The sequence below is a fragment of the Candidatus Poriferisocius sp. genome (assembly GCF_965208475.1).
GTDB lineage: Bacteria > Actinomycetota > Acidimicrobiia > Acidimicrobiales > Bin134 > Poriferisocius.
The window spans coordinates 3,695,093-3,719,842 of sequence record NZ_OZ242338.1; the positions used below are offsets into that span (position 1 = coordinate 3,695,093).

22 protein-coding genes, 1 pseudogene and 1 CRISPR repeat array are annotated in these 24,750 nt (G+C 63.5%); of the genes and pseudogenes, 14 read left to right on the plus strand and 9 right to left on the minus strand.

Annotated elements, in window-relative coordinates; all coding sequences use genetic code 11:
• Nucleotides 1-57 precede the first annotated feature (57 nt).
• On the minus strand, nucleotides 58-333 hold the full coding sequence (locus tag ACOGXA_RS17270) for a helix-turn-helix domain-containing protein (RefSeq protein ID WP_419927009.1): 276 nt from the start codon (nucleotides 331-333) through the stop codon (nucleotides 58-60).
• Nucleotides 334-621: 288 nt separating this feature from the next.
• On the opposite strand from ACOGXA_RS17270, the gene ACOGXA_RS17275 reads away from it, so the two are divergent.
• Together ACOGXA_RS17275 and ACOGXA_RS17280 are read left to right on the plus strand one after the other, a co-directional pair.
• The gene (locus ACOGXA_RS17275) at nucleotides 622-915 is read left to right on the plus strand and encodes a nucleotidyltransferase family protein (RefSeq protein WP_419925086.1); all 294 of its coding nucleotides are present in this window, start codon (nucleotides 622-624) and stop codon (nucleotides 913-915) included.
• Nucleotides 912-1,244, plus strand: a complete 333-nt coding sequence (locus ACOGXA_RS17280) for a DUF86 domain-containing protein (RefSeq protein ID WP_419925087.1) — start codon at nucleotides 912-914, stop codon at nucleotides 1,242-1,244. The genes ACOGXA_RS17275 and ACOGXA_RS17280 overlap by 4 nt, the downstream gene beginning before the upstream one ends.
• Before the next feature lie 367 nt (nucleotides 1,245-1,611).
• On the opposite strand, the gene ACOGXA_RS17285 is transcribed toward ACOGXA_RS17280, so the two are convergent.
• The 6 genes from ACOGXA_RS17285 to ACOGXA_RS17310 all read right to left on the minus strand — a co-directional run bounded on the left by ACOGXA_RS17285 (nucleotide 1,612) and on the right by ACOGXA_RS17310 (nucleotide 6,353).
• On the minus strand, nucleotides 1,612-1,923 hold the full coding sequence (locus ACOGXA_RS17285; RefSeq protein ID WP_419925088.1) for an integrase core domain-containing protein: 312 nt from the start codon (nucleotides 1,921-1,923) through the stop codon (nucleotides 1,612-1,614).
• Between the two features lie 51 nt (nucleotides 1,924-1,974).
• Entirely contained in the window at nucleotides 1,975-2,880 is a 906-nt protein-coding gene (locus ACOGXA_RS17290) for an IS3 family transposase (protein ID WP_419925089.1), read from the minus strand.
• Nucleotides 2,877-3,152 carry a transposase gene (locus ACOGXA_RS17295; protein WP_419925090.1) on the minus strand — a complete coding sequence of 92 codons (276 nt, stop codon included), beginning with the start codon at nucleotides 3,150-3,152 and terminating at the stop codon, nucleotides 2,877-2,879. The genes ACOGXA_RS17290 and ACOGXA_RS17295 overlap by 4 nt, the downstream gene beginning before the upstream one ends.
• Nucleotides 3,153-3,316: 164 nt before the next feature.
• The gene (locus tag ACOGXA_RS17300) at nucleotides 3,317-4,369 is read right to left on the minus strand and encodes an integrase core domain-containing protein (RefSeq protein ID WP_419923760.1); all 1,053 of its coding nucleotides are present in this window, start codon (nucleotides 4,367-4,369) and stop codon (nucleotides 3,317-3,319) included.
• The gene (locus ACOGXA_RS17305; protein WP_419923761.1) at nucleotides 4,366-4,695 is read right to left on the minus strand and encodes a helix-turn-helix domain-containing protein; all 330 of its coding nucleotides are present in this window, start codon (nucleotides 4,693-4,695) and stop codon (nucleotides 4,366-4,368) included. Before ACOGXA_RS17305 ends, ACOGXA_RS17300 begins: the two co-directional genes overlap by 4 nt.
• A gap of 299 nt (nucleotides 4,696-4,994) precedes the next feature.
• Nucleotides 4,995-6,353: an IS1380 family transposase gene (locus tag ACOGXA_RS17310; protein ID WP_419924091.1), complete on the minus strand. Its 1,359-nt coding sequence runs from the start codon at nucleotides 6,351-6,353 to the stop codon at nucleotides 4,995-4,997.
• 221 nt (nucleotides 6,354-6,574) lie between these two features.
• Here ACOGXA_RS17310 and ACOGXA_RS17315 point away from each other — a divergent pair.
• From ACOGXA_RS17315 to csb2 (ACOGXA_RS17345), 7 genes and pseudogenes are all read left to right on the plus strand, one after another.
• Nucleotides 6,575-7,192, plus strand: a pseudogene (locus ACOGXA_RS17315) (helix-turn-helix domain-containing protein); the annotation flags it as partial.
• A 49-nt stretch (nucleotides 7,193-7,241) separates the two neighbouring features.
• Entirely contained in the window at nucleotides 7,242-7,532 is a 291-nt protein-coding gene (locus tag ACOGXA_RS17320; protein ID WP_419925091.1) for a transposase, read from the plus strand.
• A gap of 18 nt (nucleotides 7,533-7,550) precedes the next feature.
• On the plus strand, nucleotides 7,551-7,880 hold the full coding sequence (locus tag ACOGXA_RS17325) for a helix-turn-helix domain-containing protein (RefSeq protein ID WP_419923761.1): 330 nt from the start codon (nucleotides 7,551-7,553) through the stop codon (nucleotides 7,878-7,880).
• Nucleotides 7,877-8,929, plus strand: coding sequence for an integrase core domain-containing protein (locus tag ACOGXA_RS17330; RefSeq protein WP_419923760.1), 1,053 nt, complete (start codon nucleotides 7,877-7,879; stop codon nucleotides 8,927-8,929). The genes ACOGXA_RS17325 and ACOGXA_RS17330 overlap by 4 nt, the downstream gene beginning before the upstream one ends.
• Nucleotides 8,930-9,084: 155 nt before the next feature.
• Nucleotides 9,085-9,990 carry an IS3 family transposase gene (locus tag ACOGXA_RS17335; protein WP_419925089.1) on the plus strand — a complete coding sequence of 302 codons (906 nt, stop codon included), beginning with the start codon at nucleotides 9,085-9,087 and terminating at the stop codon, nucleotides 9,988-9,990.
• Nucleotides 9,991-10,130: 140 nt separating this feature from the next.
• Complete coding sequence (cas7u, locus tag ACOGXA_RS17340; RefSeq protein ID WP_419925092.1) at nucleotides 10,131-11,309, plus strand: type I-U CRISPR-associated RAMP protein Csb1/Cas7u; 1,179 nt, start codon at nucleotides 10,131-10,133, stop codon at nucleotides 11,307-11,309.
• Nucleotides 11,310-11,311: 2 nt separating this feature from the next.
• The gene (csb2, locus tag ACOGXA_RS17345) at nucleotides 11,312-12,151 is read left to right on the plus strand and encodes a type I-U CRISPR-associated protein Csb2 (RefSeq protein WP_419925093.1); all 840 of its coding nucleotides are present in this window, start codon (nucleotides 11,312-11,314) and stop codon (nucleotides 12,149-12,151) included.
• Between the two features lie 192 nt (nucleotides 12,152-12,343).
• Here csb2 (ACOGXA_RS17345) and ACOGXA_RS17350 read toward each other — a convergent pair whose 3' ends face one another.
• Complete coding sequence (locus tag ACOGXA_RS17350) at nucleotides 12,344-13,702, minus strand: IS1380 family transposase (RefSeq protein WP_419924091.1); 1,359 nt, start codon at nucleotides 13,700-13,702, stop codon at nucleotides 12,344-12,346.
• A gap of 129 nt (nucleotides 13,703-13,831) precedes the next feature.
• On the opposite strand from ACOGXA_RS17350, the gene csb2 (ACOGXA_RS17355) reads away from it, so the two are divergent.
• Both csb2 (ACOGXA_RS17355) and cas3u read left to right on the plus strand, forming a co-directional pair.
• Nucleotides 13,832-14,416, plus strand: a complete 585-nt coding sequence (gene csb2 / locus ACOGXA_RS17355) for a type I-U CRISPR-associated protein Csb2 (RefSeq protein WP_419925094.1) — start codon at nucleotides 13,832-13,834, stop codon at nucleotides 14,414-14,416.
• Entirely contained in the window at nucleotides 14,413-17,274 is a 2,862-nt protein-coding gene (gene cas3u / locus ACOGXA_RS17360) for a type I-U CRISPR-associated helicase/endonuclease Cas3 (protein WP_419925095.1), read from the plus strand. Before csb2 (ACOGXA_RS17355) ends, cas3u begins: the two co-directional genes overlap by 4 nt.
• Nucleotides 17,275-17,729: 455 nt before the next feature.
• Here cas3u and ACOGXA_RS17365 read toward each other — a convergent pair whose 3' ends face one another.
• Nucleotides 17,730-18,101: a hypothetical protein gene (locus ACOGXA_RS17365; protein ID WP_419925096.1), complete on the minus strand. Its 372-nt coding sequence runs from the start codon at nucleotides 18,099-18,101 to the stop codon at nucleotides 17,730-17,732.
• A 164-nt stretch (nucleotides 18,102-18,265) separates the two neighbouring features.
• Here ACOGXA_RS17365 and cas4 point away from each other — a divergent pair, with 164 nt between their 5' ends.
• From cas4 to cas2, 3 genes are read left to right on the plus strand one after another with little or no spacing between them, the layout of a single operon-like run.
• Nucleotides 18,266-18,886: a CRISPR-associated protein Cas4 gene (gene cas4, locus ACOGXA_RS17370; protein WP_419925097.1), complete on the plus strand. Its 621-nt coding sequence runs from the start codon at nucleotides 18,266-18,268 to the stop codon at nucleotides 18,884-18,886.
• Nucleotides 18,883-19,941 (plus strand): CRISPR-associated endonuclease Cas1, encoded by a 1,059-nt coding sequence (gene cas1 / locus ACOGXA_RS17375; RefSeq protein ID WP_419925098.1) that lies wholly within the window; start codon nucleotides 18,883-18,885, stop codon nucleotides 19,939-19,941. The genes cas4 and cas1 overlap by 4 nt, the downstream gene beginning before the upstream one ends.
• 3 nt (nucleotides 19,942-19,944) lie before the next feature.
• Nucleotides 19,945-20,238, plus strand: a complete 294-nt coding sequence (cas2, locus tag ACOGXA_RS17380; RefSeq protein ID WP_419925099.1) for a CRISPR-associated endonuclease Cas2 — start codon at nucleotides 19,945-19,947, stop codon at nucleotides 20,236-20,238.
• Nucleotides 20,239-20,418: 180 nt separating this feature from the next.
• Nucleotides 20,419-24,245: direct repeats of the CRISPR family, unit length 37 nt; unit sequence GCGTCGCCGGGGCTAACCCCCCGGCCCTCATTGAACG.
• Nucleotides 24,246-24,750 lie beyond the last annotated feature (505 nt).

Sequence of the window (24,750 nt, forward strand, 5' to 3'; positions counted from 1 at the left end):
CTGCGCCCACCGCTTCATTCCCCAGTTCTATTCCAAGGAGAAGGTGGTGGCTCCTGCTTAGCGCGTCTTGGAACCGATCTGGATTGGGATGACGGTTTCTCCCTCTTCGCATTCAAAAACCGCGGCAATCCGCAGTGTGGCGCCGAGTCCCTGCACGTAGTTGTCGAGGGTGGAGATCATGATGTCGTCCCCGCGCTCAAACTGGGAAACGGCTGATTGCGTGATTCCCATGGCCTCGGCCAGATCAGTCTGCGACAGGTTGAGGACTCCTTGGACTAATATACTCAGATCGTATTGCAGGAAATAAATGGAAAAGAATTGAATTGATTCTATGGTTCGCGGGTCTTGTTGGTATCCCTATCCCATGGCGACCCTGATTGTCGACAATGCGCCGGCTCTTGAAGATGCCGCCCGCGCCGCTGAGGCGATAGCTGAGCATGATCCGCACATAGTGCGCGTCGTGGTCTTCGGATCGGTCGCCAAGCAGACCCATCCCTACCGACGACGCCGCCACCCTCAACCGCTGCGCGGAGCCCATCGACTACCTCAGCCACCACGCCACACCCGACTACCTGCAAACCGGGGCTCTGCCCGCCGCCCCCGAAAAGTACAATTCCTGATATGACACGCCGCGAGGCGATCCTGCGAACCCACCGAGGCGCCATCCTCGACGCTGCGCAGCGCCATAAAGCCGTTTCCATTGCCTTGGTTGGCTCCACAGCTCGCGGCGACGATACTGAGACCAGTGACTGCGATTTCCTCGCCGACTTCACTCCTGGGACTACCTATTTCGATTTGTCGAACCTGGCCGCAGAGTTGCAAGAGCTACTTGGCTGCGACGTCGACATCATCCCCTCTGAAGGCCTGAAACCCCGGAAGCACCACCGCATCCTCAAAGATGCCATCTCCCTGTGACTGCCTCAGATCTTGAGTACCTGGAGAGCATCCTCGATGCTGCCCGGGAACTCGAGGACATAGTCCGACTTGGGAAGAGCGACTTCGACGGCAATCGCATTTCACAGAGGGCGGCCGAGCGCCTACTGGAAATCATCGGCGAGGCTGCGGGTCAGCTGTCGGAGGACTTCTGCGCTCGCCATCTCGAGATGCCGATTCGCCAGGCAAAGGACACCCGCAATTTCATTGAGCATCAATACGATGATGTCGTCTACCCGATTATCTGGGACACCATTGTCACTGATATTCCCAAACTCGCGGTGCAGATAAAGGCAGCAATCTCAGACTAAGGGGCCGCGCGGATAGGCGCTGACCTGCGGAAACACCTGAACTCCGGACTACGGCTTCAGTTCCTTGACCTGCGGTTTTGCTGGGGCCCATCGCGGTCCGAACGGAATCCACCGAGATCCGTGTCGCCTATCCGCGCAGTCTCTAACCCTGAATCCACCGGTGGGGTGAACCGCGCCGGGTTTGGTAGAGCTGGCGTGACCCTGTGGCACGACCTCTTGGTGCTGAGCGGCCCGACGGTGAACCGCGCCGGGTTTGGTAGAGCTGGCGTGACCCCTTGAGGTTGGACAAACCAAGTGGACCAAGAAACGGGGTCCTGTCACTGGTTCCCGCAAACAGCTGGGTGGCAGATAGATAGAAGGCCATCGGTTAGGTGTAGTGCCCATAGAGGTTGTGTACTCGTGATGAGGGTGTGCCGCCGATGGCGGTGTGGTGGCGGTGGAGATTGTAATGGTGTACCCAGGTTTGGAGTCGGCGTCTGCGGTCGGGTTCTGATTTGAACTTGTAGTTGTAGAGGAACTCGTCTGCGAGGGTGCGGTTGAACCGCTCGGCTTTGCCGTTGGTTTGGGGCCGGTAGGGCTTGGTGAAGGTGTGGGCGATGGCGCGGGCGGCGAGCTGGTCGGCGAACTTGGTGGACCGGAAGTTCGGCCCGTTGTCGGTGATGACCTCGTCGACGGCCACGCCGATGGAGCGGAACCACAGCCGCGCCCTGTCGAAGAATGAGCTTCCCCCCTAATCGTGGAGAGTTTGTTTTTGAGGGTTGGGGGTGGTGGCTTGTTCGTATTCTATGGGCGGGACCATGCCGATTGCGGAGTGCAGCCGGTGCTGGTTGTACCAGCTGTGGACCCACAGGGTGATTTCCTGTCGGGCTTGGGCCCGGGTGGTCCAGGCCCGCCGGTCGATGAGCTCGTGGGTGAGGGTGGAGAAGAACGACTCGGCGGGGGCGTTGTCCAAAGCGTTGCCGGTTCTTCCAGTGGACCGGGCGATGCCGAGCCGCCGGCAGGCGGCGGCGAAGGCCTCTGATGTGTATTGCGATCCCTTGTCGGAGTGGAAGATCACGCCGGCGATGCCGCCGCCTCGGGTGGCGACTGCGGTGTTGATCGCGGCTTTGGCCAGCTCCGCGGTCGGGTAGTCGTTGGAGGTGGCGAAGCCGACCATGCGCCGCGACCACAGATCCTCGACAGTGGCCAAGAACACCGGTCCCTCTGCGGTTTTGACCTCTTTGAAGTCGCCGCACCACTTCTGGTTGATCTCGGTGGCGCTGAAATCGCGCCCCAGCAGGTCCGATGGGGCCGCAGCGCCGGGGTTCTGGCTGGTCAGGCCCTTCTTCTTTTTGGGGCGGGCACAGAGGCCCTGGCGGGCCATGGAGGCCTCCACCGTGGTTTTCGACACGGCTATCCCGTCTCGGCGCAGCTGGGCGCGCACTCTGGGCGACCCGTAGGTGCCCTGGGACTTGTCGAAGGCCCGCTTCACCTCGGCGTCTGTCGCCTGTCGGCGGAGCTGCTGGGCGGTAACGGGCCGGTTGAGGTGCTTGTAGAACGTCGAGGGCGCAACGCCCAGCGCCCTGCACGCGACTGCGTGAGCCACACCGTGGTCGGTCCTTTGGGCGTCGATGAAACCAGCCATATCCGCTGTCATCGAGTGGCCTCGTTGACCCAAAGGACCACGGATCGTTTGAGGACATCGCGCTCCATCTCCAGCTCGGCGACCCGGCGGCGGAGCCGGGCCAGCTCGGCCCGCTCGTCCGCGGTCAAACCCCCGGCCCGCTCAGCGGCGTCCTGGCGCACCCAGTTGCCCAAAGTGCCCTCGTTCACACCGAGCTCCCGGGCCACATGGGCCACCGGACGGCCGGTCTCCTCGACGATCCGAACAGCCCCCGCACGGAACTCCGGATCGAACTTTCTTCGCATTCGTGGCATGACTCTCCTTATAGAGCATGTCTCCACGAAAAAGGGGGAACCTCAACCTAACCCTGATTGAGGTGTTTCTGATTCTTCGCGACTGTTGGGCGTGTTTTTCAAGTCGCTTTGGCGGGTGGTTGGCGGGTGGTTGTTGGTTAGTGTAGCGGTCGGGGTCATTTGTGGCTCCGGTGCCATGTTCGGCGTTTTTGGTCGGCGTCTCGCATTCCTTGTCGGCGGGCGGCTCGGATGGTTTCGCCTCGGCCCTGGTGTTCGTCGTTGGGGGTGACGTAGCCGATGGCTTCGTGGAGGCGGACTTCGTTGTAGTGGGCTCGGATCCGCTCGAGTTCGGCTCTGAGCACTTCGGGTTCGTCTATGTCGTTGAGGTGGGGGTGCTCGTGTTTGGCGTGGCCCCACAGCGACTCGATCCAGGCTTGGTCGGTCGGCGTCGAGGGGCGTCCGAACTGCTGGGCGATGGAGCACAGGGCCATGAACTTGCGGGTGTCGTTGGCGTGCATCTCTGTCCCGTTGTCCGAGATCGCCAGCAGCAGCGGGACCTGGTCGTCGTCGGGGAGCGCTGCTTGGGGGTCGCCGAGGCGGGCCGCCAGCTCCTCGGTGAGGAGCCCCTCGTTTTGCAGCGCTCGGGTGAACAGGATCCGGGCGGCGACGGAGTCGGGGGCGGCGGTGAGGTGCACAGCGATCCATTTGCGGCTGACTACATCGACGATCGCGTAGGCGTGCTTGGCGGCGGTGCAGCGCTGGAACTGGGAGGCGTCCCAGCACCAAAGCTGGTTCGGGCGCCATTGGCACCACTGGGGCCAGGGCGCTTTGGGCCTGGGAGCGGGACGGGGCTCTCCTTTGAGGGCGAGGCCGCGGCGTGCCAGAACGCGGTCCACAGTCGACGGCGACACCCACACCCGCTGTTGGTAGGAGCCCCGGTGGGCGAGCTTGCGGTGCGAGCGGTCTGTGTCGCCCCACTCGTCGAACAGCGCCACGATCTCGTCTTGCTCCCAGTCCAAGATCCCGTGCACCGGACTGCCCCCGGGAGCGCGGTCGTCGAGGCGGCCGCCGGCCCGGCGCCGGTTCCAGCGCCACACCCGGGACCGGTCGATCTCCAGCACGCCGCAGACCCGGCCCAGCGTCCACCCCGCCGACACCGCGTCGTCGACCAGGCCCAACAGGGCCGCTTTAGCGGCCCCGTCGACGCGGGCGGGGATCGGGCCGCTCATCCCCAACGCGATTTTCCCCGCAGCGCCGCCAGCTCGACCGCCTGCTCGACGACCGTGGCCTGCAGCCGCTCCACCTCGGCGCGCAGCGCGGCGGCCTCCGACGCCTCCGCGGGCGTTTTGCGAGCCCGCCCGGGCTTCGACGACTGCAACGCGGCAACAGCCCCGTCGCGGGCCACCGCCCGCAACCGGGCGATCACCGACCGGTCCACCCCCGCCTCCGCCGCCGCGTCGGACTGGGTGAGCTGCCCCGACAGCATCCTCACCCACAAGTCGTACTTCTGCTCCGCAGACAAAACCCGCTTCGGTTTCCTCGGAACTGCACTCATCGCTGATAGCCTCCAAAATCAAGGCCAACAACCCTGCCACATGCGGCCTGAAAAAACCGGGAAACCGTCGCGCGAAATCAGACGCAACACACCCTGATTGTTCATGAGAATTCCTGATTTGCTTTGGGCGGGTGGGGTTTGGGTGTTTTCGTGTGGTTCGGGTGTTGGGGTTCGGTGTTGGGGGTGGTCGGGTGTTCGGGGCGGGTGTTTTGGGGTGTGGTCGGGGGTTTTGGGGCGTGGTGGGGCGTGTCGGGTCGGGGTTTTGGGACGGGTTGGTGAGTGGGCCGGGCGGGGCGGGTTTATGGGGCGTGGGGCTGGCAGGCGTGGAGGAGTTGTGGGGTGGCGGGCCACCAGTCGAGCAGGCGCAGGGTCCATTTGCGGGAGGAGCGCACGAGGCGGGCGGGTGCGTGCCATAGCTGCCATCTGAGGCGTTTGGGGGCGGCGTGGGCTAAGGCCCCGGTGAGGCGGAGTTGTTGGAACCATTTGACCAGCGCGAGGCTGAGCGCGACGAGGGCGGCCCAGGCGGCGTTGGCTTCGTAGTCGGTGAAGGGCATGCGTTTGAGTCCGGAGTCTTTGAGGTCGGCGATGGTGTTCTCGATGCGGGCATGGGCTCTCATGTGGGCGTCCAATTCGGCGGGGTCGCCTGTTGCGTCGGTGTAGAACCCGCGGTAGCGCCAGTTGCCGGAGTCGAACAGGGTGCGCTGCGCGCCGGGGTGAAGCGGCTCTCGGCGGGCGATGAAGCGGGTGCGCTCGGGCCAGCCGGCGAGGCCGGCGCTTTCGGTGAGGTCGGCGATTTGGGCGCGCTTGGAGGGCTCGCCGTCGGCGCCGAGCGCCGGCTGCCACTTCTCGGCGCGAAAGCGGCTGCGGTCTATGGCCGCTGTGACCTGCTGGTTTGAGCGCGCGGTCATGAAGAACCCGACGTTGCGGGCCCGGCATGCCTCGGCGATTTGCGCAGAGCAGCCCGCGGCGTCGACCCGCAGCTGCACCTCCCGGCCCGGCGGCGCGTCGTCGCCTTCGCGGTGGCCCATCGCTACGGCGGCGGGCAGCTGCGCGATGGCGGCGTCGAGGACCTCTATGTGGTCAAAGATGTGGTTGGCCGCGGCGTTGCCGGCCCGCAGCTTTATCGACAACGGCTCCCCCTCGTCTGTGGCGCACAGCATCGGGTGGAACCCGAACCCGCCCTTGAAATGCGCCGCCGCGCCCTGCTTGTTCTCGGAGTGGACCTCCACCAATGTCGAGTCGATGTCCAAAACCACCGGAGCAGAACCCGACGCGCCGCCGCGGCGCTCCCACACCCCGGCCCGCACACCGGCCACAGCCTCCCACAGGCCCTCCACCACATCGGGGCCCAAACCGCGCAGCGTGCGGTACAGGGTCGAGTCAGACGCCACCTCGCCGAACAGCACCGGCTGCGCCCGCAAATGCTCGATATCGGCACACGCCTCCCCGCCCCCGGCCAACACCAACAACAAATGCGCCAGCACCTTGCCCCGATCATGAACAGGCGCCCGCTCGCCGCCCGGCGGCACCGCCGCCGACAACGCCTCCCCCAGCCCCAAACCATCGGCGAAACGGCCCAAAGCGAACAAACCCGAATGCGCCGCCACCTGACCGCCGCCGCCCGCCACCCTCACATCGCAAGTGCTGCTAGCCTGCATCTCGGAGATGCCCCTCTCTGTGGAACCGATACGTGAACATCAACACACATCGTCCCACACCAGAGGGGCTTTTCCGCGGACGCGCACCCCCCAACACCACACCCCCCATGAACAATCAGGGCTAACTGTAGTGCCCACGGAGGTTGTTAGCTCCGCTATTGGGTGAGCCTCCGATGCCAGTGTGGTGGTTGAGAACTACTGCACTGAGCAAGGGAGGCTCGATGTCGCACGCTAATGCACGCCTGACCCCTATGGGGCGGCTGTTGATCGTCCAACGGATCCAGGGCGGTATGCCCCAGGCCCACGTGGCCGCCCAGATGGGTTTGTCGCGGGCCACGGTGGCCAAGTGGTGGCACCGCTGGGTCGAAGAGGGCGAGGCCGGTCTCGTGGACCGGCCCTCTCGGCCCCATCGGTCGCCGCGGCGAACCGGCGCGAAGACCGAGGCCAAGGTGTGCCGGCTGCGCCGCCAAAAGCGGTGGGGGCCGGCCCGCATCGCAGCCCGGCTGGGGTTGCCGGCGTCGACGGTGCACAAGGTCCTGGTGCGCAACGGTCTGAACCGGCTGTCGCACATCGACCGGCCCACCGGGCGGCCGATACGCCGCTACGAGCGCCCGCATCCCGGCGACCTGGTCCACCTCGACGTCAAAAAGGTAGGCAAAGTCCCGCCAGGGGGCGGTTGGAGGGCCCACGGGCGGGCGAACACCCGGGCGCGGGGGTCCAAGCGCCGCCCCCGCGTCGGCTACAGCTACCTCCACGTCGCCATAGACGACCACAGCCGCCTGGCCTATGTCGAGGCCCACGACAACGAGACCGCCCAAACCCTCGTCGGGTTCTTGAGGTTCCCCCTTTTTCGTGGAGACATGCTCTATAAGGAGAGTCATGCCACGAATGCGAAGAAAGTTCGATCCGGAGTTCCGTGCGGGGGCTGTTCGGATCGTCGAGGAGACCGGCCGTCCGGTGGCCCATGTGGCCCGGGAGCTCGGTGTGAACGAGGGCACTTTGGGCAACTGGGTGCGCCAGGACGCCGCTGAGCGGGCCGGGGGTTTGACCGCGGACGAGCGGGCCGAGCTGGCCCGGCTCCGCCGCCGGGTCGCCGAGCTGGAGATTGTGTTGCGTCTGATTTCGCGCGACGGTTTCCCGGTTTTTTCAGGCCGCATGTGGCAGGGTTGTTGGCCTTGATTTTGGAGGCTATCAGCGATGAGTGCAGTTCCGAGGAAACCGAAGCGGGTTTTGTCTGCGGAGCAGAAGTACGACTTGTGGGTGAGGATGCTGTCGGGGCAGCTCACCCAGTCCGACGCGGCGGCGGAGGCGGGGGTGGACCGGTCGGTGATCGCCCGGTTGCGGGCGGTGGCCCGCGACGGGGCTGTTGCCGCGTTGCAGTCGTCGAAGCCCGGGCGGGCTCGCAAAACGCCCGCGGAGGCGTCGGAGGCCGCCGCGCTGCGCGCCGAGGTGGAGCGGCTGCAGGCCACGGTCGTCGAGCAGGCGGTCGAGCTGGCGGCGCTGCGGGGAAAATCGCGTTGGGGATGAGCGGCCCGATCCCCGCCCGCGTCGACGGGGCCGCTAAAGCGGCCCTGTTGGGCCTGGTCGACGACGCGGTGTCGGCGGGGTGGACGCTGGGCCGGGTCTGCGGCGTGCTGGAGATCGACCGGTCCCGGGTGTGGCGCTGGAACCGGCGCCGGGCCGGCGGCCGCCTCGACGACCGCGCTCCCGGGGGCAGTCCGGTGCACGGGATCTTGGACTGGGAGCAAGACGAGATCGTGGCGCTGTTCGACGAGTGGGGCGACACAGACCGCTCGCACCGCAAGCTCGCCCACCGGGGCTCCTACCAACAGCGGGTGTGGGTGTCGCCGTCGACTGTGGACCGCGTTCTGGCACGCCGCGGCCTCGCCCTCAAAGGAGAGCCCCGTCCCGCTCCCAGGCCCAAAGCGCCCTGGCCCCAGTGGTGCCAATGGCGCCCGAACCAGCTTTGGTGCTGGGACGCCTCCCAGTTCCAGCGCTGCACCGCCGCCAAGCACGCCTACGCGATCGTCGATGTAGTCAGCCGCAAATGGATCGCTGTGCACCTCACCGCCGCCCCCGACTCCGTCGCCGCCCGGATCCTGTTCACCCGAGCGCTGCAAAACGAGGGGCTCCTCACCGAGGAGCTGGCGGCCCGCCTCGGCGACCCCCAAGCAGCGCTCCCCGACGACGACCAGGTCCCGCTGCTGCTGGCGATCTCGGACAACGGGACAGAGATGCACGCCAACGACACCCGCAAGTTCATGGCCCTGTGCTCCATCGCCCAGCAGTTCGGACGCCCCTCGACGCCGACCGACCAAGCCTGGATCGAGTCGCTGTGGGGCCACGCCAAACACGAGCACCCCCACCTCAACGACATAGACGAACCCGAAGTGCTCAGAGCCGAACTCGAGCGGATCCGAGCCCACTACAACGAAGTCCGCCTCCACGAAGCCATCGGCTACGTCACCCCCAACGACGAACACCAGGGCCGAGGCGAAACCATCCGAGCCGCCCGCCGACAAGGAATGCGAGACGCCGACCAAAAACGCCGAACATGGCACCGGAGCCACAAATGACCCCGACCGCTACACTAACCAACAACCACCCGCCAACCACCCGCCAAAGCGACTTGAAAAACACGCCCAACAGTCGCGAAGAATCAGAAACACCTCAAGATGGAGCGCGATGTCCTCAAACGATCCGTGGTCCTTTGGGTCAACGAGGCCACTCGATGACAGCGGATATGGCTGGTTTCATCGACGCCCAAAGGACCGACCACGGTGTGGCTCACGCAGTCGCGTGCAGGGCGCTGGGCGTTGCGCCCTCGACGTTCTACAAGCACCTCAACCGGCCCGTTACCGCCCAGCAGCTCCGCCGACAGGCGACAGACGCCGAGGTGAAGCGGGCCTTCGACAAGTCCCAGGGCACCTACGGGTCGCCCAGAGTGCGCGCCCAGCTGCGCCGAGACGGGATAGCCGTGTCGAAAACCACGGTGGAGGCCTCCATGGCCCGCCAGGGCCTCTGTGCCCGCCCCAAAAAGAAGAAGGGCCTGACCAGCCAGAACCCCGGCGCTGCGGCCCCATCGGACCTGCTGGGGCGCGATTTCAGCGCCACCGAGATCAACCAGAAGTGGTGCGGCGACTTCAAAGAGGTCAAAACCGCAGAGGGACCGGTGTTCTTGGCCACTGTCGAGGATCTGTGGTCGCGGCGCATGGTCGGCTTCGCCACCTCCAACGACTACCCGACCGCGGAGCTGGCCAAAGCCGCGATCAACACCGCAGTCGCCACCCGAGGCGGCGGCATCGCCGGCGTGATCTTCCACTCCGACAAGGGATCGCAATACACATCAGAGGCCTTCGCCGCCGCCTGCCGGCGGCTCGGCATCGCCCGGTCCACTGGAAGAACCGGCAACGCTTTGGACAACGCCCCCGCCGAGTCGTTCTTCTCCACCCTCACCCACGAGCTCATCGACCGGCGGGCCTGGACCACCCGGGCCCAAGCCCGACAGGAAATCACCCTGTGGGTCCACAGCTGGTACAACCAGCACCGGCTGCACTCCGCAATCGGCATGGTCCCGCCCATAGAATACGAACAAGCCACCACCCCCAACCCTCAAAAACAAACTCTCCACGATTAGGGGGGAAGCTCATAGGTGTTCTAGCAGGGGGGTTTGCTGGCTCACGGTCGGGTACAGCGGCCAATTGTCACTGCGCCTCTGTAGATTCTTACCCAATGTTGAACCCAACCAAAGGAGAGGGCTCTATGAACCCACTAACGATGAGCATGCTGCGAGCAGCGTGTGACGAAGATGCCACCGATGGAGCGATCGTCCTAGATGCGGTGCTGGAACCGCTTGGAGGTCACGGCACGCCGGTCAATCCGGCCATCTACGCCGGTGGCCGATACCAGCACGACAAACGGTGGGAGAGCGCAGACGCTTCCGAGCCGACCTCTGTAGTTGTCATCGACAACGTGCCCTCGCAGGCCAATCGGCTTGAAGCCGCGCTAGAGGCCACTGCTGACAAGATTGGTGCTCCCCGTTTGGTTCTAGACCTCACTGGAGAAGATTTTGCCCATCTCCCCCCGCATTTGCCACGTAGCTTGTCGAGCTTGCGGTGGCCGCATCGGAATGCGGATGCCTACTTGCGGGATGCTCTCCTAGACGGTGAGGCGTTTGTCAAGTCTTCCGTTGGGCGTTCGATCATTGATGCCACAGCCGATTCGTCCGGGGCTTTGGTAGCCTGGTTCCCCCAAGCATTGTTGTACGGGTTCTGGCAGTCCCACCTCGGCAGTAAGCGGACGCAGGCCAAACACGCCCGTGCATGGGTATCAGAGATTGTCGGCTGGGGGCCTGGGTCTGACGAACTGGTTACAACGGCAGCCATGAAAGGCGACCCATACAACATCATCAAGGAAGTGGGATTGGCGGAACACAATAAGGACGATTTGATCGCAGGCTGGGAACTGCAAGAGGGCAAGTCTCCGACCGAAGAAAAGAAGATGTCTGCCATCGGACATGGACAGGTCATTACGAGGCCACAAGATGAGACCCTTGCTCCGGTTTCGTTCCGGCGGATCACCCAGAGGGCGACTTTGTCATTTCCGCAGCTTCGTCGGGTCCGACTCGGCGACGGCTATTCGGAAGAGCAAGATGCTGCGGCTCGAACACTGATTGGTGCCCTTGGCCTCCACGCACACCATTCGGCGTTTGGGCGGGCGATTGCGCTCCGTTCAGGCACTGACCTGGTAGTGATAGGCAGTGAATCGCGGCTCGATTCGACTGAAGTGACTATCAACGACACCGCAAGTCTGGTGAAGGAGGCACTCGAAGTAGCCCGAGCCGTAGGTGTCCCCACCGAGGGATGGGGGACAGAGCCAATTCAACTGACCCCGAACAAGGGCCTGACTGCGGCGATTCGCGCGACCTGGCCCGACCTCGGTAGAGCGGAGGAGTAGGAGTGCTCGTCTTCGATGTCGAGTTGTTGCAAGGTACCTACCGGGCAGATCCTGATGGTTCTGCTCCAACTGGTAGGCAGACCCATGGAGAGTGGCCTCCTGCACCATCGCGGCTCCTTGCAGCGCTGATTGCCGCCGACGGCACCGGCGGCCAAACCCGACGCACAACTGGCGCTGAGCTTGAGCTGCTGGCAGCAGCAGATCCACCAACGATTCATGCTGATCCGGACCCACATCACCAGTCACTCGAGGAGCGGTATGTCGCTGGACAAGATCGTGTCAGAAGGCAGCAGCAGGAGTACGTGGCGCGGACGGGCGTTTTGGTGCGACCAGGGGTCAGGGTTGCTCCCCGTAATCCGTCCGTCAGGTTCGTGTACGACGTTGAGGTCGGTGAAGAGGATTTGGTTGCCCTGGAGTACCGGGCTGCCCGTGTTGGGTATCTGGGTTGTGCTGACTCGCCAGTCAATATCACCGTTGCACGTCTTGCTGGCCAATCGGTCGAAGGCAGCGAAGACATGCTGTGGGTGCCAGACCCAGATGGCCAGGAAGTCGTCAACGTGCATGCGTCTGGTGACGTTGCCAGGTGGGCAGCCGCCTTTGAGGCCTGGTCAAAGCATGGTGCAACTAGAAGCCAGACCCGGCGGTATCAACCCCGAGCCCATTATCGGCATCCCTTGGATCCTCCCACGGAGACTCGGCTAGGACTGGTTCCAGTTTGGCTTCGATTTCAGAGTCCAGTCGCAGGTCGGCGAGCAGCGGTTGTAGCTCACGGGCTCAAGCAGACAACACTCGCTCGATATGAGCAAAGTTACGGTGGTCCACCTAGCCCTGATTGTTCATGAGAATTCCTGATTTGCTTTGGGCGGGTGGGGTTTGGGTGTTTTCGTGTGGTTCGGGTGTTGGGGTTCGGTGTTGGGGGTGGTCGGGTGTTCGGGGCGGGTGTTTTGGGGTGTGGTCGGGGGTTTTGGGGCGTGGTGGGGCGTGTCGGGTCGGGGTTTTGGGACGGGTTGGTGAGTGGGCCGGGCGGGGCGGGTTTATGGGGCGTGGGGCTGGCAGGCGTGGAGGAGTTGTGGGGTGGCGGGCCACCAGTCGAGCAGGCGCAGGGTCCATTTGCGGGAGGAGCGCACGAGGCGGGCGGGTGCGTGCCATAGCTGCCATCTGAGGCGTTTGGGGGCGGCGTGGGCTAAGGCCCCGGTGAGGCGGAGTTGTTGGAACCATTTGACCAGCGCGAGGCTGAGCGCGACGAGGGCGGCCCAGGCGGCGTTGGCTTCGTAGTCGGTGAAGGGCATGCGTTTGAGTCCGGAGTCTTTGAGGTCGGCGATGGTGTTCTCGATGCGGGCATGGGCTCTCATGTGGGCGTCCAATTCGGCGGGGTCGCCTGTTGCGTCGGTGTAGAACCCGCGGTAGCGCCAGTTGCCGGAGTCGAACAGGGTGCGCTGCGCGCCGGGGTGAAGCGGCTCTCGGCGGGCGATGAAGCGGGTGCGCTCGGGCCAGCCGGCGAGGCCGGCGCTTTCGGTGAGGTCGGCGATTTGGGCGCGCTTGGAGGGCTCGCCGTCGGCGCCGAGCGCCGGCTGCCACTTCTCGGCGCGAAAGCGGCTGCGGTCTATGGCCGCTGTGACCTGCTGGTTTGAGCGCGCGGTCATGAAGAACCCGACGTTGCGGGCCCGGCATGCCTCGGCGATTTGCGCAGAGCAGCCCGCGGCGTCGACCCGCAGCTGCACCTCCCGGCCCGGCGGCGCGTCGTCGCCTTCGCGGTGGCCCATCGCTACGGCGGCGGGCAGCTGCGCGATGGCGGCGTCGAGGACCTCTATGTGGTCAAAGATGTGGTTGGCCGCGGCGTTGCCGGCCCGCAGCTTTATCGACAACGGCTCCCCCTCGTCTGTGGCGCACAGCATCGGGTGGAACCCGAACCCGCCCTTGAAATGCGCCGCCGCGCCCTGCTTGTTCTCGGAGTGGACCTCCACCAATGTCGAGTCGATGTCCAAAACCACCGGAGCAGAACCCGACGCGCCGCCGCGGCGCTCCCACACCCCGGCCCGCACACCGGCCACAGCCTCCCACAGGCCCTCCACCACATCGGGGCCCAAACCGCGCAGCGTGCGGTACAGGGTCGAGTCAGACGCCACCTCGCCGAACAGCACCGGCTGCGCCCGCAAATGCTCGATATCGGCACACGCCTCCCCGCCCCCGGCCAACACCAACAACAAATGCGCCAGCACCTTGCCCCGATCATGAACAGGCGCCCGCTCGCCGCCCGGCGGCACCGCCGCCGACAACGCCTCCCCCAGCCCCAAACCATCGGCGAAACGGCCCAAAGCGAACAAACCCGAATGCGCCGCCACCTGACCGCCGCCGCCCGCCACCCTCACATCGCAAGTGCTGCTAGCCTGCATCTCGGAGATGCCCCTCTCTGTGGAACCGATACGTGAACATCAACACACATCGTCCCACACCAGAGGGGCTTTTCCGCGGACGCGCACCCCCCAACACCACACCCCCCATGAACAATCAGGGCTAGCTGGTTGCACGGTCATGTCAATGATGGTGAGTCCGATTATCAGCTTGCCCGGTTTCTCGCGCTGCCGAATGTCGGACACCGCTATTCCGACGGAAAGATCCATGGTGCCACAGTCTGGGTTCCGAGAGGGGTAGATGAGAGTGAAGTGCGCAACTTGGCCAGCACGCTGTCTTCGATTGGGTCGTTGTCGTTGGCCGGTGGCAGCAGGATCACAGTTGACCGTTCCCGAGGAAACTGGACTACAGACCCTCGGCGATGGCAAGGTCCCGCCCGTCGGTGGGTGACCGCCCTCCCCGCCGTCAGCGATCGCCACCAACGAATTGACTCAGCAGCGGTTATCCGTTGGTGCGAGCAAGCAGGACTTCCCAAGCCTGTTCAATTTCGGATCAGCCGAAAACCTCTGCTGCCCGGAAGCGTAGATCTGCATCCCGCTGAGACTCGGCGGCCCGGGCATACTCAGACTCGTCCGTATGCCCATGTGGGTCTTGTTTTTGAATCGCCGGTGACCGGTCCTGTTGTCATTGGTTCTGCCCGCAGTTACGGCCTTGGTCTTTGTGCTCCCTGTGATCCTAGGGAGGACCAGGAGTGAGCATTCCAGATTGTCCCGAGTTCAGCGATTGGTACCGGTCAATCCATGAGCGCGAGCCATTCCCATGGCAAGCGCGGTTGGCCAAGCAGGTTGCCGAGACTGGTGAGTGGCCGGAGCTGATCGGCATCCCAACAGGTTTAGGCAAAACAGCTTGCCTTGACATTGCTGTTTGGGCGCTGGCCAGCCAAGCAGACAGGGATCCATGGGACCGCACAGTTCCCACCAGGATCTGGTGGGTTGTGAACCGCCGCATCCTGGTCGATGACACCTATCGGCATTCGTTGAAACTCGAAAGGTTGCTTGCTGATCCAGAGAACCCTGGAAACATTGAGATCGACGGGAGGAGCGTACCCATCACTGGCCTTGCCGGTGAAGCGGCATCGACGGTAAAGGCGATGGCTGCACGTCTCCGAGAGATTTCAGGCATCGGCCTGCCATTGCAAGCACTACGTCTTCGTGGTGGCGACTCGCACAATCGGCCTGGCCATCCTGGGCAGCTGGCGATCATTTGTTCCACCATCCCCATGTATGGCTCACGGGTGCTGTTCCGGGGCTATGGATCATCGAAGTCGATGCGCCCGATTGACGCAGCTCTCGCAGGCACCGACACCCTCGTTCTGCTCGACGAGGCCCATCTGGCTCAGCCGCTCCGGGTGCTCCTTGATGCCATTGGTGGCAGCAACGGGTTGGGAGCAGGTGCGGAACAGGCTTTGCCGATCCAGAGGATGACCCCTGTAGTTGCTGCACTTACCGCTACCGGAGACGCAACGGTGGATCGGTTCGACCTTGATGAAGCCGACAGGGTTAACGCTGAAATTGCGACGCGCCTTGGGGCGTCAAAGCCCCTGAGCGTTGCAAAGATTGCCCAAAGCGACCCGGCTAAGGCCGTTGCATCTGAGGTTAAGGGACTGCTGGACACTCTTGACGCCGGCAGTTCACATGGGATTCTGGTTTTCGTCAACACGCCAAAGACAGCATTGTCGGTGGCGAAGGCATTGAGATCACGATGCGACTGCGAAGTGGTAGTTGCCACCGGGAGGACCCGCGGTTTTGAGGCCAAGGAAGCGGTTGAAGCGATCACTTCCCGAATGTCGGCTGGACTAACGCCAAAGAAGCTTGGTCGCTCAGGCGGTGGGCATCTAGTTGTCGTCGCTACGCAGACCCTCGAGGTTGGGGCTGATCTCGACGCCGACTACATGGTCACAGAGGCATGTGGGATCCGCGCGCTGACCCAGCGCCTCGGGCGCTTGAACCGCCTCGGCAGCCGCCCCCACGCCCGAGGGGTCTATGTGCATGTCGAGTCTAAAGACGGGCAGTGGCCCGTTTATGGTGAAGAACCTGTCAGGGTACTTGAATTGCTTGACGCAGCACGTGGCTTCAACGAGGAAGTCGATATGTCTCCGGGGAATGTTGGTGTAGCTCTTGGAGACCTGCCTTCAGAGGCTTTGGATGCCCCGGTTCTTGCTGAGGCACTGTTATGGGAGTGGGTCAAGACGAGCACCCCACCTCCTGGCGAAGCACCTGTAGAGCCATATTTCTCTGGGGTGCTCGACAGCGACCGGGACGTCGGCGTCGTCTGGCGAGTCCATGTTCCCAAGTCGGGACACAAGATCTGGCCCCGTATCTCCCCCGATGAGGTTGTCGCAGTCCCCGTTGGAGAAGCCAGGAAGGAGCTTGCAGGCGCGAACTGCGTCCGGGTTGGCTCAGATCAAGCCACCGCTGAGGATATTGCTCTAGGGGATGACGGTGACCTGGTCCTACGTCCCGGAGACGCAGTCGTTGTGGGCTGCGAAGCTGGCAAGCTTGACCACAGCGGCCACTGGAACCCTGCATGGAGAGGGCTTGCAGTAGACGCTTCCGTTCTTCCCAATGGGCTTGTGGTGTCGGAAAAAACCCTGGCGGGTCTGTATGAGACCGTGTCCGACGGGCTAAAGGCAGCGATGGCAAAGCTAGTAGGTTTAGTCGACCAAAGAAATGAAGAACCAGAGCCAGAGGAAATCTCCTTTGCGGCAGACAGTCTTTGCGACGAGCTGGAAGAAGGCGGTGCACCTCCGTCAATTTCTGGTGAGGAGTGGGAGGAGTTCCTCCAGGGGCTCAGGAACGGCATTGCCCATAGGGGGATTCGAAATGCAGTTGTTGAACCCGCTCGCGAAGTTCCGCGATTACCGGCTCTACGCGTCGAAGAACAACTGGACGGTAAGCAGGAAGTGAGCTTCGATGAGTTTGACGAACTCTCGATCGCCGATCCCGTGGGCCTGGAAGCTCATGGCAACGATGTCGCGAGGACGGCGAGACGTATCGCCGATGCAATTGGTGTCACCCCCAGCACTGCCGAGCTAATTGAGATGGCAGCTCGGACCCACGACATCGGCAAGGCTGATACTCGGTTTCAAAGTTGGCTCGACCCCGACCAAGACCACTCCAGCGCTTTGGCGAAGTCGGAGATCCCGAAATCGCGATGGGAGCACAGCCGCGTAGCGTCTGGATGGCCTAGCGGAGGTCGCCATGAGGAGCTGTCACGTCGGCTTGCCTCTGCCTGGCTGGCCCAGGGCAGTCACAATTTCAGCGAGGCCGAGCAGAGCCTCCTGCTGCATTTGGTTGTAGCCCACCACGGTCATGGTCGGCCGCTGGTCAGGCCAGTCGAAGACCTGACTGGGACCAAGGTAACCCATCAGATTGACGGGCACTATGTAACTGCCGATGCCGACCTCTCAGATGTGGACTGGGAGCAGCCCAACAGGTTCGCCACGTTGAACAAACACTATGGCTGTTGGGGACTCGCTTTGCTCGAAGCCATCGTTCGACAAGCCGACCACCTGGTATCGGGAGCGTCCCAGGCAGCATTGGAGATCCGATGAATGATCCATTCGTTCGTGAATGCCCTGGACTACCAGCCGATTGGGTCAATGCCTGGCTCGCTGCTGTTGGGACGACTGTCCTTGATCCAGAGATCGGGCTCAGCTGGACTTCAGGCCCTTCCCCCATTGCAGTGCTTCATCACCCTTCCAAGGACCCAGGAGTTGCTGTCTGCGATGCATGGCCGGATAGGCAGCGCCTCGAAGAGATGCCTTTGGCCAGGGAGTTCAAAGGATGTGCCCCATTGGAGCGACAGGTTCCAGTTGACATTTTCGTCGAACGTGTAATGCTCAGCCGAGGCCATCCAGATGCTTGGACCTTGACCTCATCGCTTACCGATCTAGCCATCGACTCCGGTAAAGCGGCTCATGCTCCATTCGATCCTGGTGGTCCAGGGACCATCAAATGGCTTCATCATCGACTCTTGAAGATCTACGACCACATTGCCCAAGACGACTCAGATGAACTCACCGAAGCCATCCAGAACGCCGTTGACGGTGTCTCGGTTCCGGTCAGCGACAACGGTCTTGGATTTGACATATCTCGACTTCCTGACCGGGCACGAGAGGGTGTTCGCATCATGGTAGAGCCGGTTGTCGAAGTTCTTGCTTTCTTCGGCTTGGCGCTGTTTCCTGTCCGGGGTGATGGCCTTCGACAACGCCAAGGGCGTGTCAGGCAGAGAGGGCATGGCATCGGAGGTCGTCGAGAGAATACGTTCGTATGGCCCGCATGGAGTCAACCCCTCGATCGATGGGGGATTGACGCGCTGCTCGATTCTTGGCACCAGACATGGCGACCCCAAAATGCGGATGATGGCCTGGAATGGCACACGCGTAACTCCGACTGGGACAAGCTAGGGATTCATGCAGGCTGGGTGACCAAGCCCTACATACCCACTGCGAGAGCCGACAGAACCCAAGGATTCAGCAGCGAACTCATTCAGCCAGGCCGTTCGCGTACGCGCCGCCAATTCAGGAGATCACCGAACTAGGTATGGGTAATTCGGAGATTGCAGTAGTTCCCATTTCCGCAATTGAGCACTTCGAATACTGCCCGCGTCAGTGCGCCCTCATCCATGTTGACGGCATCTGGGCCGATAATCCACACACCGTGCGAGGCTCCAGGGCACATCGCCGTACGGACGATCCCACAAAGTCCCGCAAAGAACGCGGCAAGCGGATGTTGCGAGCGGTGCCACTTTGGTCGGAGCGGTATGGATTATCAGGTAGAGCCGATGTCATTGAGGTCAGTGAAGACGGCACTGTTCGGCCGGTTGAGCACAAGTCTGGTGTTCGGCATGGCATCACCGCGGACCTCCAAGTGTGTGCCCAGGCGATCTGTCTGGAGGAGATGCTCGACACCTCCATTTCTGAGGCTGCCATCTGGTATGGCGGGCCGCGGCGCAGATTCCGAGTAGACCTAACACCGGACCTCCGTAGAAGAACCTTCCATGCCATCAAGGAAATCCGACAGCACCTAGTCAAGGGTGTCCTGCCCCATGCGCCGAACGACAGTCGATGCCCTCAATGCCAGCTCCGGCACCACTGTCTGCCTGAGACGTCTGCCAATGCCGCTGAAGTTGCTGTATACCTCCAGCAAGTGCTTTCCGTATGACGGAACCCTTGGACGTAGCCGGCACAGACGGGGGCAGGACGCGAAACACGGTCTACTCAACCGAGTATCAGACGAGGATCAAGTACAAGAAGGGCTCACTAGTTGTATCTACGCTTGAGCAAGATCGTCGGATACCCCTTGAGGCAGTCGATGCCGTGGTGATGTTCGCTGGGCACATCACCACAGATGCCATTGCTGAGTGTGTCCGCAGGAAGGTCCGAGTGTCGGTCTTGACCAGAGGTGGGAAGATCAGGTTTATCGTTGGCGGGCCTATTGCTGGGAATGTCCATTTGCGGGCAGCGCATCACGCGGCCGCCAGCGACGAAATCGCTGCCATCGGTGCAGCCCGACTCATTGTTGCTGCGAAGGTCCGCAACAGCGCCACAGTTCTTCGTCGATGGGCATATGACCATCCTGACTCCGGAACTTCGGCTCAGCTTCGAGACCGCAGCGACCAGGTTCTGCGGCGTGTAGACAGGGTCGCCTCAGCAGATGATCGCGACGTGCTCCGTGGTATCGAAGGTGACACTGCCCGCATCTATTTCAACGGTCTCGCTGAGGCTCTCGCCGGATTCAACGGCATGGGGTTCAGTGGAAGGTCCCGGCGGCCACCCCGAGACCCGGCCAATGCGGCGATGTCCTTTTGCTACGGCCTGGTTACTTCAGAGACTGCTGGGGCATGCGATGCCGTTGGATTGGACCCTCAAGTCGGTTTCCTGCACCAAGCCCTGCGTGCTGGGCGTCCGTCGCTTGCTCTCGATCTGACGGAAGAGCTCAGAGCATTGACCGACCGCTTCGTGGTCTCTTCAATTCGGCGCGGCCAGATCACCCCTGAGCACTTCACTGAGACGCCTGGTGGCGCGTTCTACCTGACCGACGAAGGACGTCGATGCCTACTTGGCCTGTGGGAAGATCACAAGAACATTGCGCTGAATCACGGCGTTCTTGGGCGCCCCGTTCAGCGGTGGGCGATTCCAACTGCTCAAACAACTCTCATGGCCAGATGGCTCCGAGGCGACTTGCCGGGTTATCCGCCTTTCTTGCTTGAGGACTGAACAGTGGACGTGGTCGTTGCCTATGACATCGCCAACACTGATACCTCAGCTGGAGCCGCTCGGCTGCGAAAGGTTGCTGATGTCTGCTCCTCCTACGGAGAGCGGGCTCAGCAGTCAGTTTTTGAATGCCGCTTGACTCCAGAATCACACGCTCGGATGGTTGGTGAACTGTACGATGTCATTGACCTGAATCTCGATAGCGTCATCATCTACCGGGTGAATGGCAATCTGCGCGACAGTCGCACAGTCATCGGAATCGACAGGCCTCATCAACTCGGTGACACCTGGATCATGTGACTGAGGGGACGCAACTTGTCATCTGTTGGCGGTATTCTCTTTGGTGGTCCTTCGCTGGCAAGTGAGAACCTCCAGTGATTCTTGACAACCGAATAGAGCAAAACAGCATTAAGGCCCATGTCACACCATTCCCTCCATCACGAAGTCCAGTCACAAGCACCGGAAATCAAGATTGGGGGGGCGTCGCCGGGGCTAACCCCCCGGCCCTCATTGAACGCGCTGGAGCCGGCGGTGACCGCTTTCGCCGGGTTCGGCGTCGCCGGGGCTAACCCCCCGGCCCTCATTGAACGCTAGCACCGTCGGGGTACGTCCCAGTGGTCCGATGCCGGCGTCGCCGGGGCTAACCCCCCGGCCCTCATTGAACGCCGGCTCATTGTCCGGCGTCCAAAAAAACCCCGTCGGCGTCGCCGGGGCTAACCCCCCGGCCCTCATTGAACGGCCTGCGCATAACGCCTCCTAAACATAGTCACGAGGCGTCGCCGGGGCTAACCCCCCGGCCCTCATTGAACGACGTCGGCGAGCACGATGCGGTATTGCGGGGTGTCCGGGCGTCGCCGGGGCTAACCCCCCGGCCCTCATTGAACGGAGGCGCAGATCCGCACCGGCTCCAACCCGTGGACCGGGCGTCGCCGGGGCTAACCCCCCGGCCCTCATTGAACGGTCGCCGCCCCTGTCCAACAGGGCGGACCCCGTGTCGGGGCGTCGCCGGGGCTAACCCCCCGGCCCTCATTGAACGGAGTGGCAGCTGGCGTCGTCGGACTCCGACAGCACACCCAGGCGTCGCCGGGGCTAACCCCCCGGCCCTCATTGAACGTCCGACGACGCCCAGTCGGAGTCCGCGACCGAGTCGTGGCGTCGCCGGGGCTAACCCCCCGGCCCTCATTGAACGCCATTCCTGAAAGGAAACCATTATGAATGAACTCGCTCGGCGTCGCCGGGGCTAACCCCCCGGCCCTCATTGAACGTTGACCGCTGCCACGAAGGCTTCCCCGCCGTCGCCCGGGGCGTCGCCGGGGCTAACCCCCCGGCCCTCATTGAACGATCGAGAACTCTGACCACGCCGTCGACGCCAAATTCCAGGCGTCGCCGGGGCTAACCCCCCGGCCCTCATTGAACGTGTCAGAGCGGTCGGACCGCGAGTCTGAGCGTGGGCGGCGTCGCCGGGGCTAACCCCCCGGCCCTCATTGAACGGCATGGTAGATTGTCATCATGAACGCACAAATTGAAGCGTCGCCGGGGCTAACCCCCCGGCCCTCATTGAACGCCCACCGTCGCCAACCCGCTGCGACCCACAGCCCACAGCGTCGCCGGGGCTAACCCCCCGGCCCTCATTGAACGGACGTCTTCGGCGGCCCAGACCGCGGCGGTTTCACCGAGGCGTCGCCGGGGCTAACCCCCCGGCCCTCATTGAACGTGGTTCACCCTGGGATCGGGTCGCCGGTTCGACCTGTGGCGTCGCCGGGGCTAACCCCCCGGCCCTCATTGAACGCAGCCCGACGGCACCCCGTGGTTCACCCCCGCCCAAATGCGTCGCCGGGGCTAACCCCCCGGCCCTCATTGAACGGGGGGTCGGCAAAGTACCTCGACTTCGACGGCCCGGGCGTCGCCGGGGCTAACCCCCCGGCCCTCATTGAACGGGCGTTGTACCGGAAGATGTGCGCGAACACGTCCCGGGGCGTCGCCGGGGCTAACCCCCCGGCCCTCATTGAACGGATGGCCGCATGTCCATCCTCCAGACAATCGTCCAGACGCGTCGCCGGGGCTAACCCCCCGGCCCTCATTGAACGGGCGTGCGCGGAGGCACCGTCCGGCGGGAGCGGAACGGCGTCGCCGGGGCTAACCCCCCGGCCCTCATTGAACGGGGGGGGAGCCGTCCTCGGTCAAGATGCGCGGCGTGGCGTCGCCGGGGCTAACCCCCCGGCCCTCATTGAACGACTATCTACATGATGAAAAACACAAACCAACCAGAAGCGTCGCCGGGGCTAACCCCCCGGCCCTCATTGAACGGAGTCGATGGCGTCGCCGTTCGCCTGCGGCTCGCCCCACGGCGTCGCCGGGGCTAACCCCCCGGCCCTCATTGAACGTGTTCTTTCGCGGGGCTCCAGTAGGGCGTGAAGCCCGCGTCGCCGGGGCTAACCCCCCGGCCCTCATTGAACGTTGCCCGGTATGAAGATCCTGTGGATCAGCAACGCTCCGCGCGTCGCCGGGGCTAACCCCCCGGCCCTCATTGAACGATGATCGCGGGGGCGTCGGAAGGCAAGTCGTGGCTGCGTCGCCGGGGCTAACCCCCCGGCCCTCATTGAACGTTCACCGCCGCCACGAAGGCTTCCCCGCCGTCGCCCGGCGCGTCGCCGGGGCTAACCCCCCGGCCCTCATTGAACGCACCTCCTGAGAGCGGCGGTCTGCGGGCGCGTCGCCGGGCGTCGCCGGGGCTAACCCCCCGGCCCTCATTGAACGAACGCCGACGCCCGCGGATACAACGACGACGGCCAGTCGCGTCGCCGGGGCTAACCCCCCGGCCCTCATTGAACGCTGCTGAAGCTGACCTCCCCGATCGTCGGCTCAGACGCGTCGCCGGGGCTAACCCCCCGGCCCTCATTGAACGGACACCCAGGAGCCGGAAAAAAAAGGGGCGAGCTGGCGTCGCCGGGGCTAACCCCCCGGCCCTCATTGAACGTTGTTCCACCCTGGCGTCCGGGCCGATTTGGGCAAGCTGCGTCGCCGGGGCTAACCCCCCGGCCCTCATTGAACGGACACCGAGCCCAACGTCGGCCCGCGGACCGGCGGCCGCGTCGCCGGGGCTAACCCCCCGGCCCTCATTGAACGCAGCTTGACGGGAACGAGAGGGAGTATGCGCGCGACGGCGTCGCCGGGGCTAACCCCCCGGCCCTCATTGAACGGTGACCGGGTGGTTCGCCAGTTTCGTCTGGGCGAAGAAGCGTCGCCGGGGCTAACCCCCCGGCCCTCATTGAACGTGGCTGCTGTCTGTGGCCGACTCGCCGATGGTGAGGCGTCGCCGGGGCTAACCCCCCGGCCCTCATTGAACGGTCGTCGGCGTCGGCGCTCTGGCCGATGCGGACGGGGGCGTCGCCGGGGCTAACCCCCCGGCCCTCATTGAACGGAACTGTCTGTGTATAGGGCTCTGACGCGGGCGCGGCGTCGCCGGGGCTAACCCCCCGGCCCTCATTGAACGATGTCCTGGATCGCGGACATGACCGGCAGCTTGTAATGCGTCGCCGGGGCTAACCCCCCGGCCCTCATTGAACGGACGTGGCGGGCGTCAGGCCAGCGGGGGCCGAGCTGCGTCGCCGGGGCTAACCCCCCGGCCCTCATTGAACGGACGAGCGCATGACCGCAGACGAGATCGCACAACCCGCGCGTCGCCGGGGCTAACCCCCCGGCCCTCATTGAACGGACGAGCGCATGACCGCAGACGAGATCGCACAACCCGCGCGTCGCCGGGGCTAACCCCCCGGCCCTCATTGAACGGTTCTGATGTTCCCGGTTCCCGATTCGTGGGAGGCCCGCGTCGCCGGGGCTAACCCCCCGGCCCTCATTGAACGGACGAGCGCATGACCGCAGACGAGATCGCACAACCCGCGCGTCGCCGGGGCTAACCCCCCGGCCCTCATTGAACGGGATGTGGACACGTCGCCGGAGATGGGGGTGGGCGAGGCGTCGCCGGGGCTAACCCCCCGGCCCTCATTGAACGATTATGACGAATTACAGAGTCAGACTGACTCACGACAAGCGTCGCCGGGGCTAACCCCCCGGCCCTCATTGAACGGACGGCGTCGACGTCAAAGCGCACGGCGGCTACGTCGTGCGTCGCCGGGGCTAACCCCCCGGCCCTCATTGAACGCTCATGTAGCCTAGGGGTACAAATCCTGGAGATCATGCGTCGCCGGGGCTAACCCCCCGGCCCTCATTGAACGTCTTCAGCGAAAGCCTTTGCTGCAATAGGTGACCAGCGTCGCCGGGGCTAACCCCCCGGCCCTCATTGAACGGCTTCTATGAATGGCGTATTCATAAATCCACCGAGCAAAGTTGCCGGATTCAATTGTCCGGCCCTCGCGTTGCGTGTTGCACATCATCAGGTAGTTTATTTGGAGTTTCTTGTCTCAACGTTGAGATGCCAGCAAACTTTATAAGAGGAGCGCAGCGCGTAAATTCTCGCTCATGAATGCCCACTTGATTTGAACAATTGGCTCTACTTCGGCGGGCACATAATTTCTATGTCGTCAGCGTAAGTCGTTTTGAGTAGTAGGAAGTAGCCTCAAGTAATTTGTTGCATTCTAGCCCGGTGTTGGAGTAACTGTCGCAGGTGGGTGGTATTGTTTTGGGCATGGAGTTTGCAGGTTCAGCGGGGGTTGAAACCGCAGTCGTATGCGATAACTCTGGTGTGGAGCCAGAGGTTGTGTTGTGTGTAGTGCGGGAAAAAGTTGGTGAGCTGTCGATCGAAGGGTTGGATGATCGAATTGAAGGGCTTGGCCGGGCTCGTTCTCAGCTTGA

Bases quoted from the DNA above. Each gene is read 5' to 3' on its own strand.
- ACOGXA_RS17275 (WP_419925086.1), top strand. From the start codon at position 622: ATGACACGCCGCGAGGCGATCCTGCGAACCCACCGAGGCGCCATCCTC.
- ACOGXA_RS17290 (WP_419925089.1), bottom strand. From the start codon at position 2,880: ATGACAGCGGATATGGCTGGTTTCATCGACGCCCAAAGGACCGACCAC.
- ACOGXA_RS17295 (WP_419925090.1), bottom strand. From the start codon at position 3,152: ATGCGAAGAAAGTTCGATCCGGAGTTCCGTGCGGGGGCTGTTCGGATC.
- ACOGXA_RS17300 (WP_419923760.1), bottom strand. From the start codon at position 4,369: ATGAGCGGCCCGATCCCCGCCCGCGTCGACGGGGCCGCTAAAGCGGCC.
- ACOGXA_RS17305 (WP_419923761.1), bottom strand. From the start codon at position 4,695: ATGAGTGCAGTTCCGAGGAAACCGAAGCGGGTTTTGTCTGCGGAGCAG.
- ACOGXA_RS17310 (WP_419924091.1), bottom strand. From the start codon at position 6,353: ATGCAGGCTAGCAGCACTTGCGATGTGAGGGTGGCGGGCGGCGGCGGT.
- ACOGXA_RS17320 (WP_419925091.1), top strand. From the start codon at position 7,242: ATGCGAAGAAAGTTCGATCCGGAGTTCCGTGCGGGGGCTGTTCGGATC.
- ACOGXA_RS17325 (WP_419923761.1), top strand. From the start codon at position 7,551: ATGAGTGCAGTTCCGAGGAAACCGAAGCGGGTTTTGTCTGCGGAGCAG.
- ACOGXA_RS17330 (WP_419923760.1), top strand. From the start codon at position 7,877: ATGAGCGGCCCGATCCCCGCCCGCGTCGACGGGGCCGCTAAAGCGGCC.
- ACOGXA_RS17335 (WP_419925089.1), top strand. From the start codon at position 9,085: ATGACAGCGGATATGGCTGGTTTCATCGACGCCCAAAGGACCGACCAC.
- cas7u (WP_419925092.1), top strand. From the start codon at position 10,131: ATGAGCATGCTGCGAGCAGCGTGTGACGAAGATGCCACCGATGGAGCG.
- ACOGXA_RS17350 (WP_419924091.1), bottom strand. From the start codon at position 13,702: ATGCAGGCTAGCAGCACTTGCGATGTGAGGGTGGCGGGCGGCGGCGGT.
- cas4 (WP_419925097.1), top strand. From the start codon at position 18,266: ATGGGTAATTCGGAGATTGCAGTAGTTCCCATTTCCGCAATTGAGCAC.
- cas1 (WP_419925098.1), top strand. From the start codon at position 18,883: ATGACGGAACCCTTGGACGTAGCCGGCACAGACGGGGGCAGGACGCGA.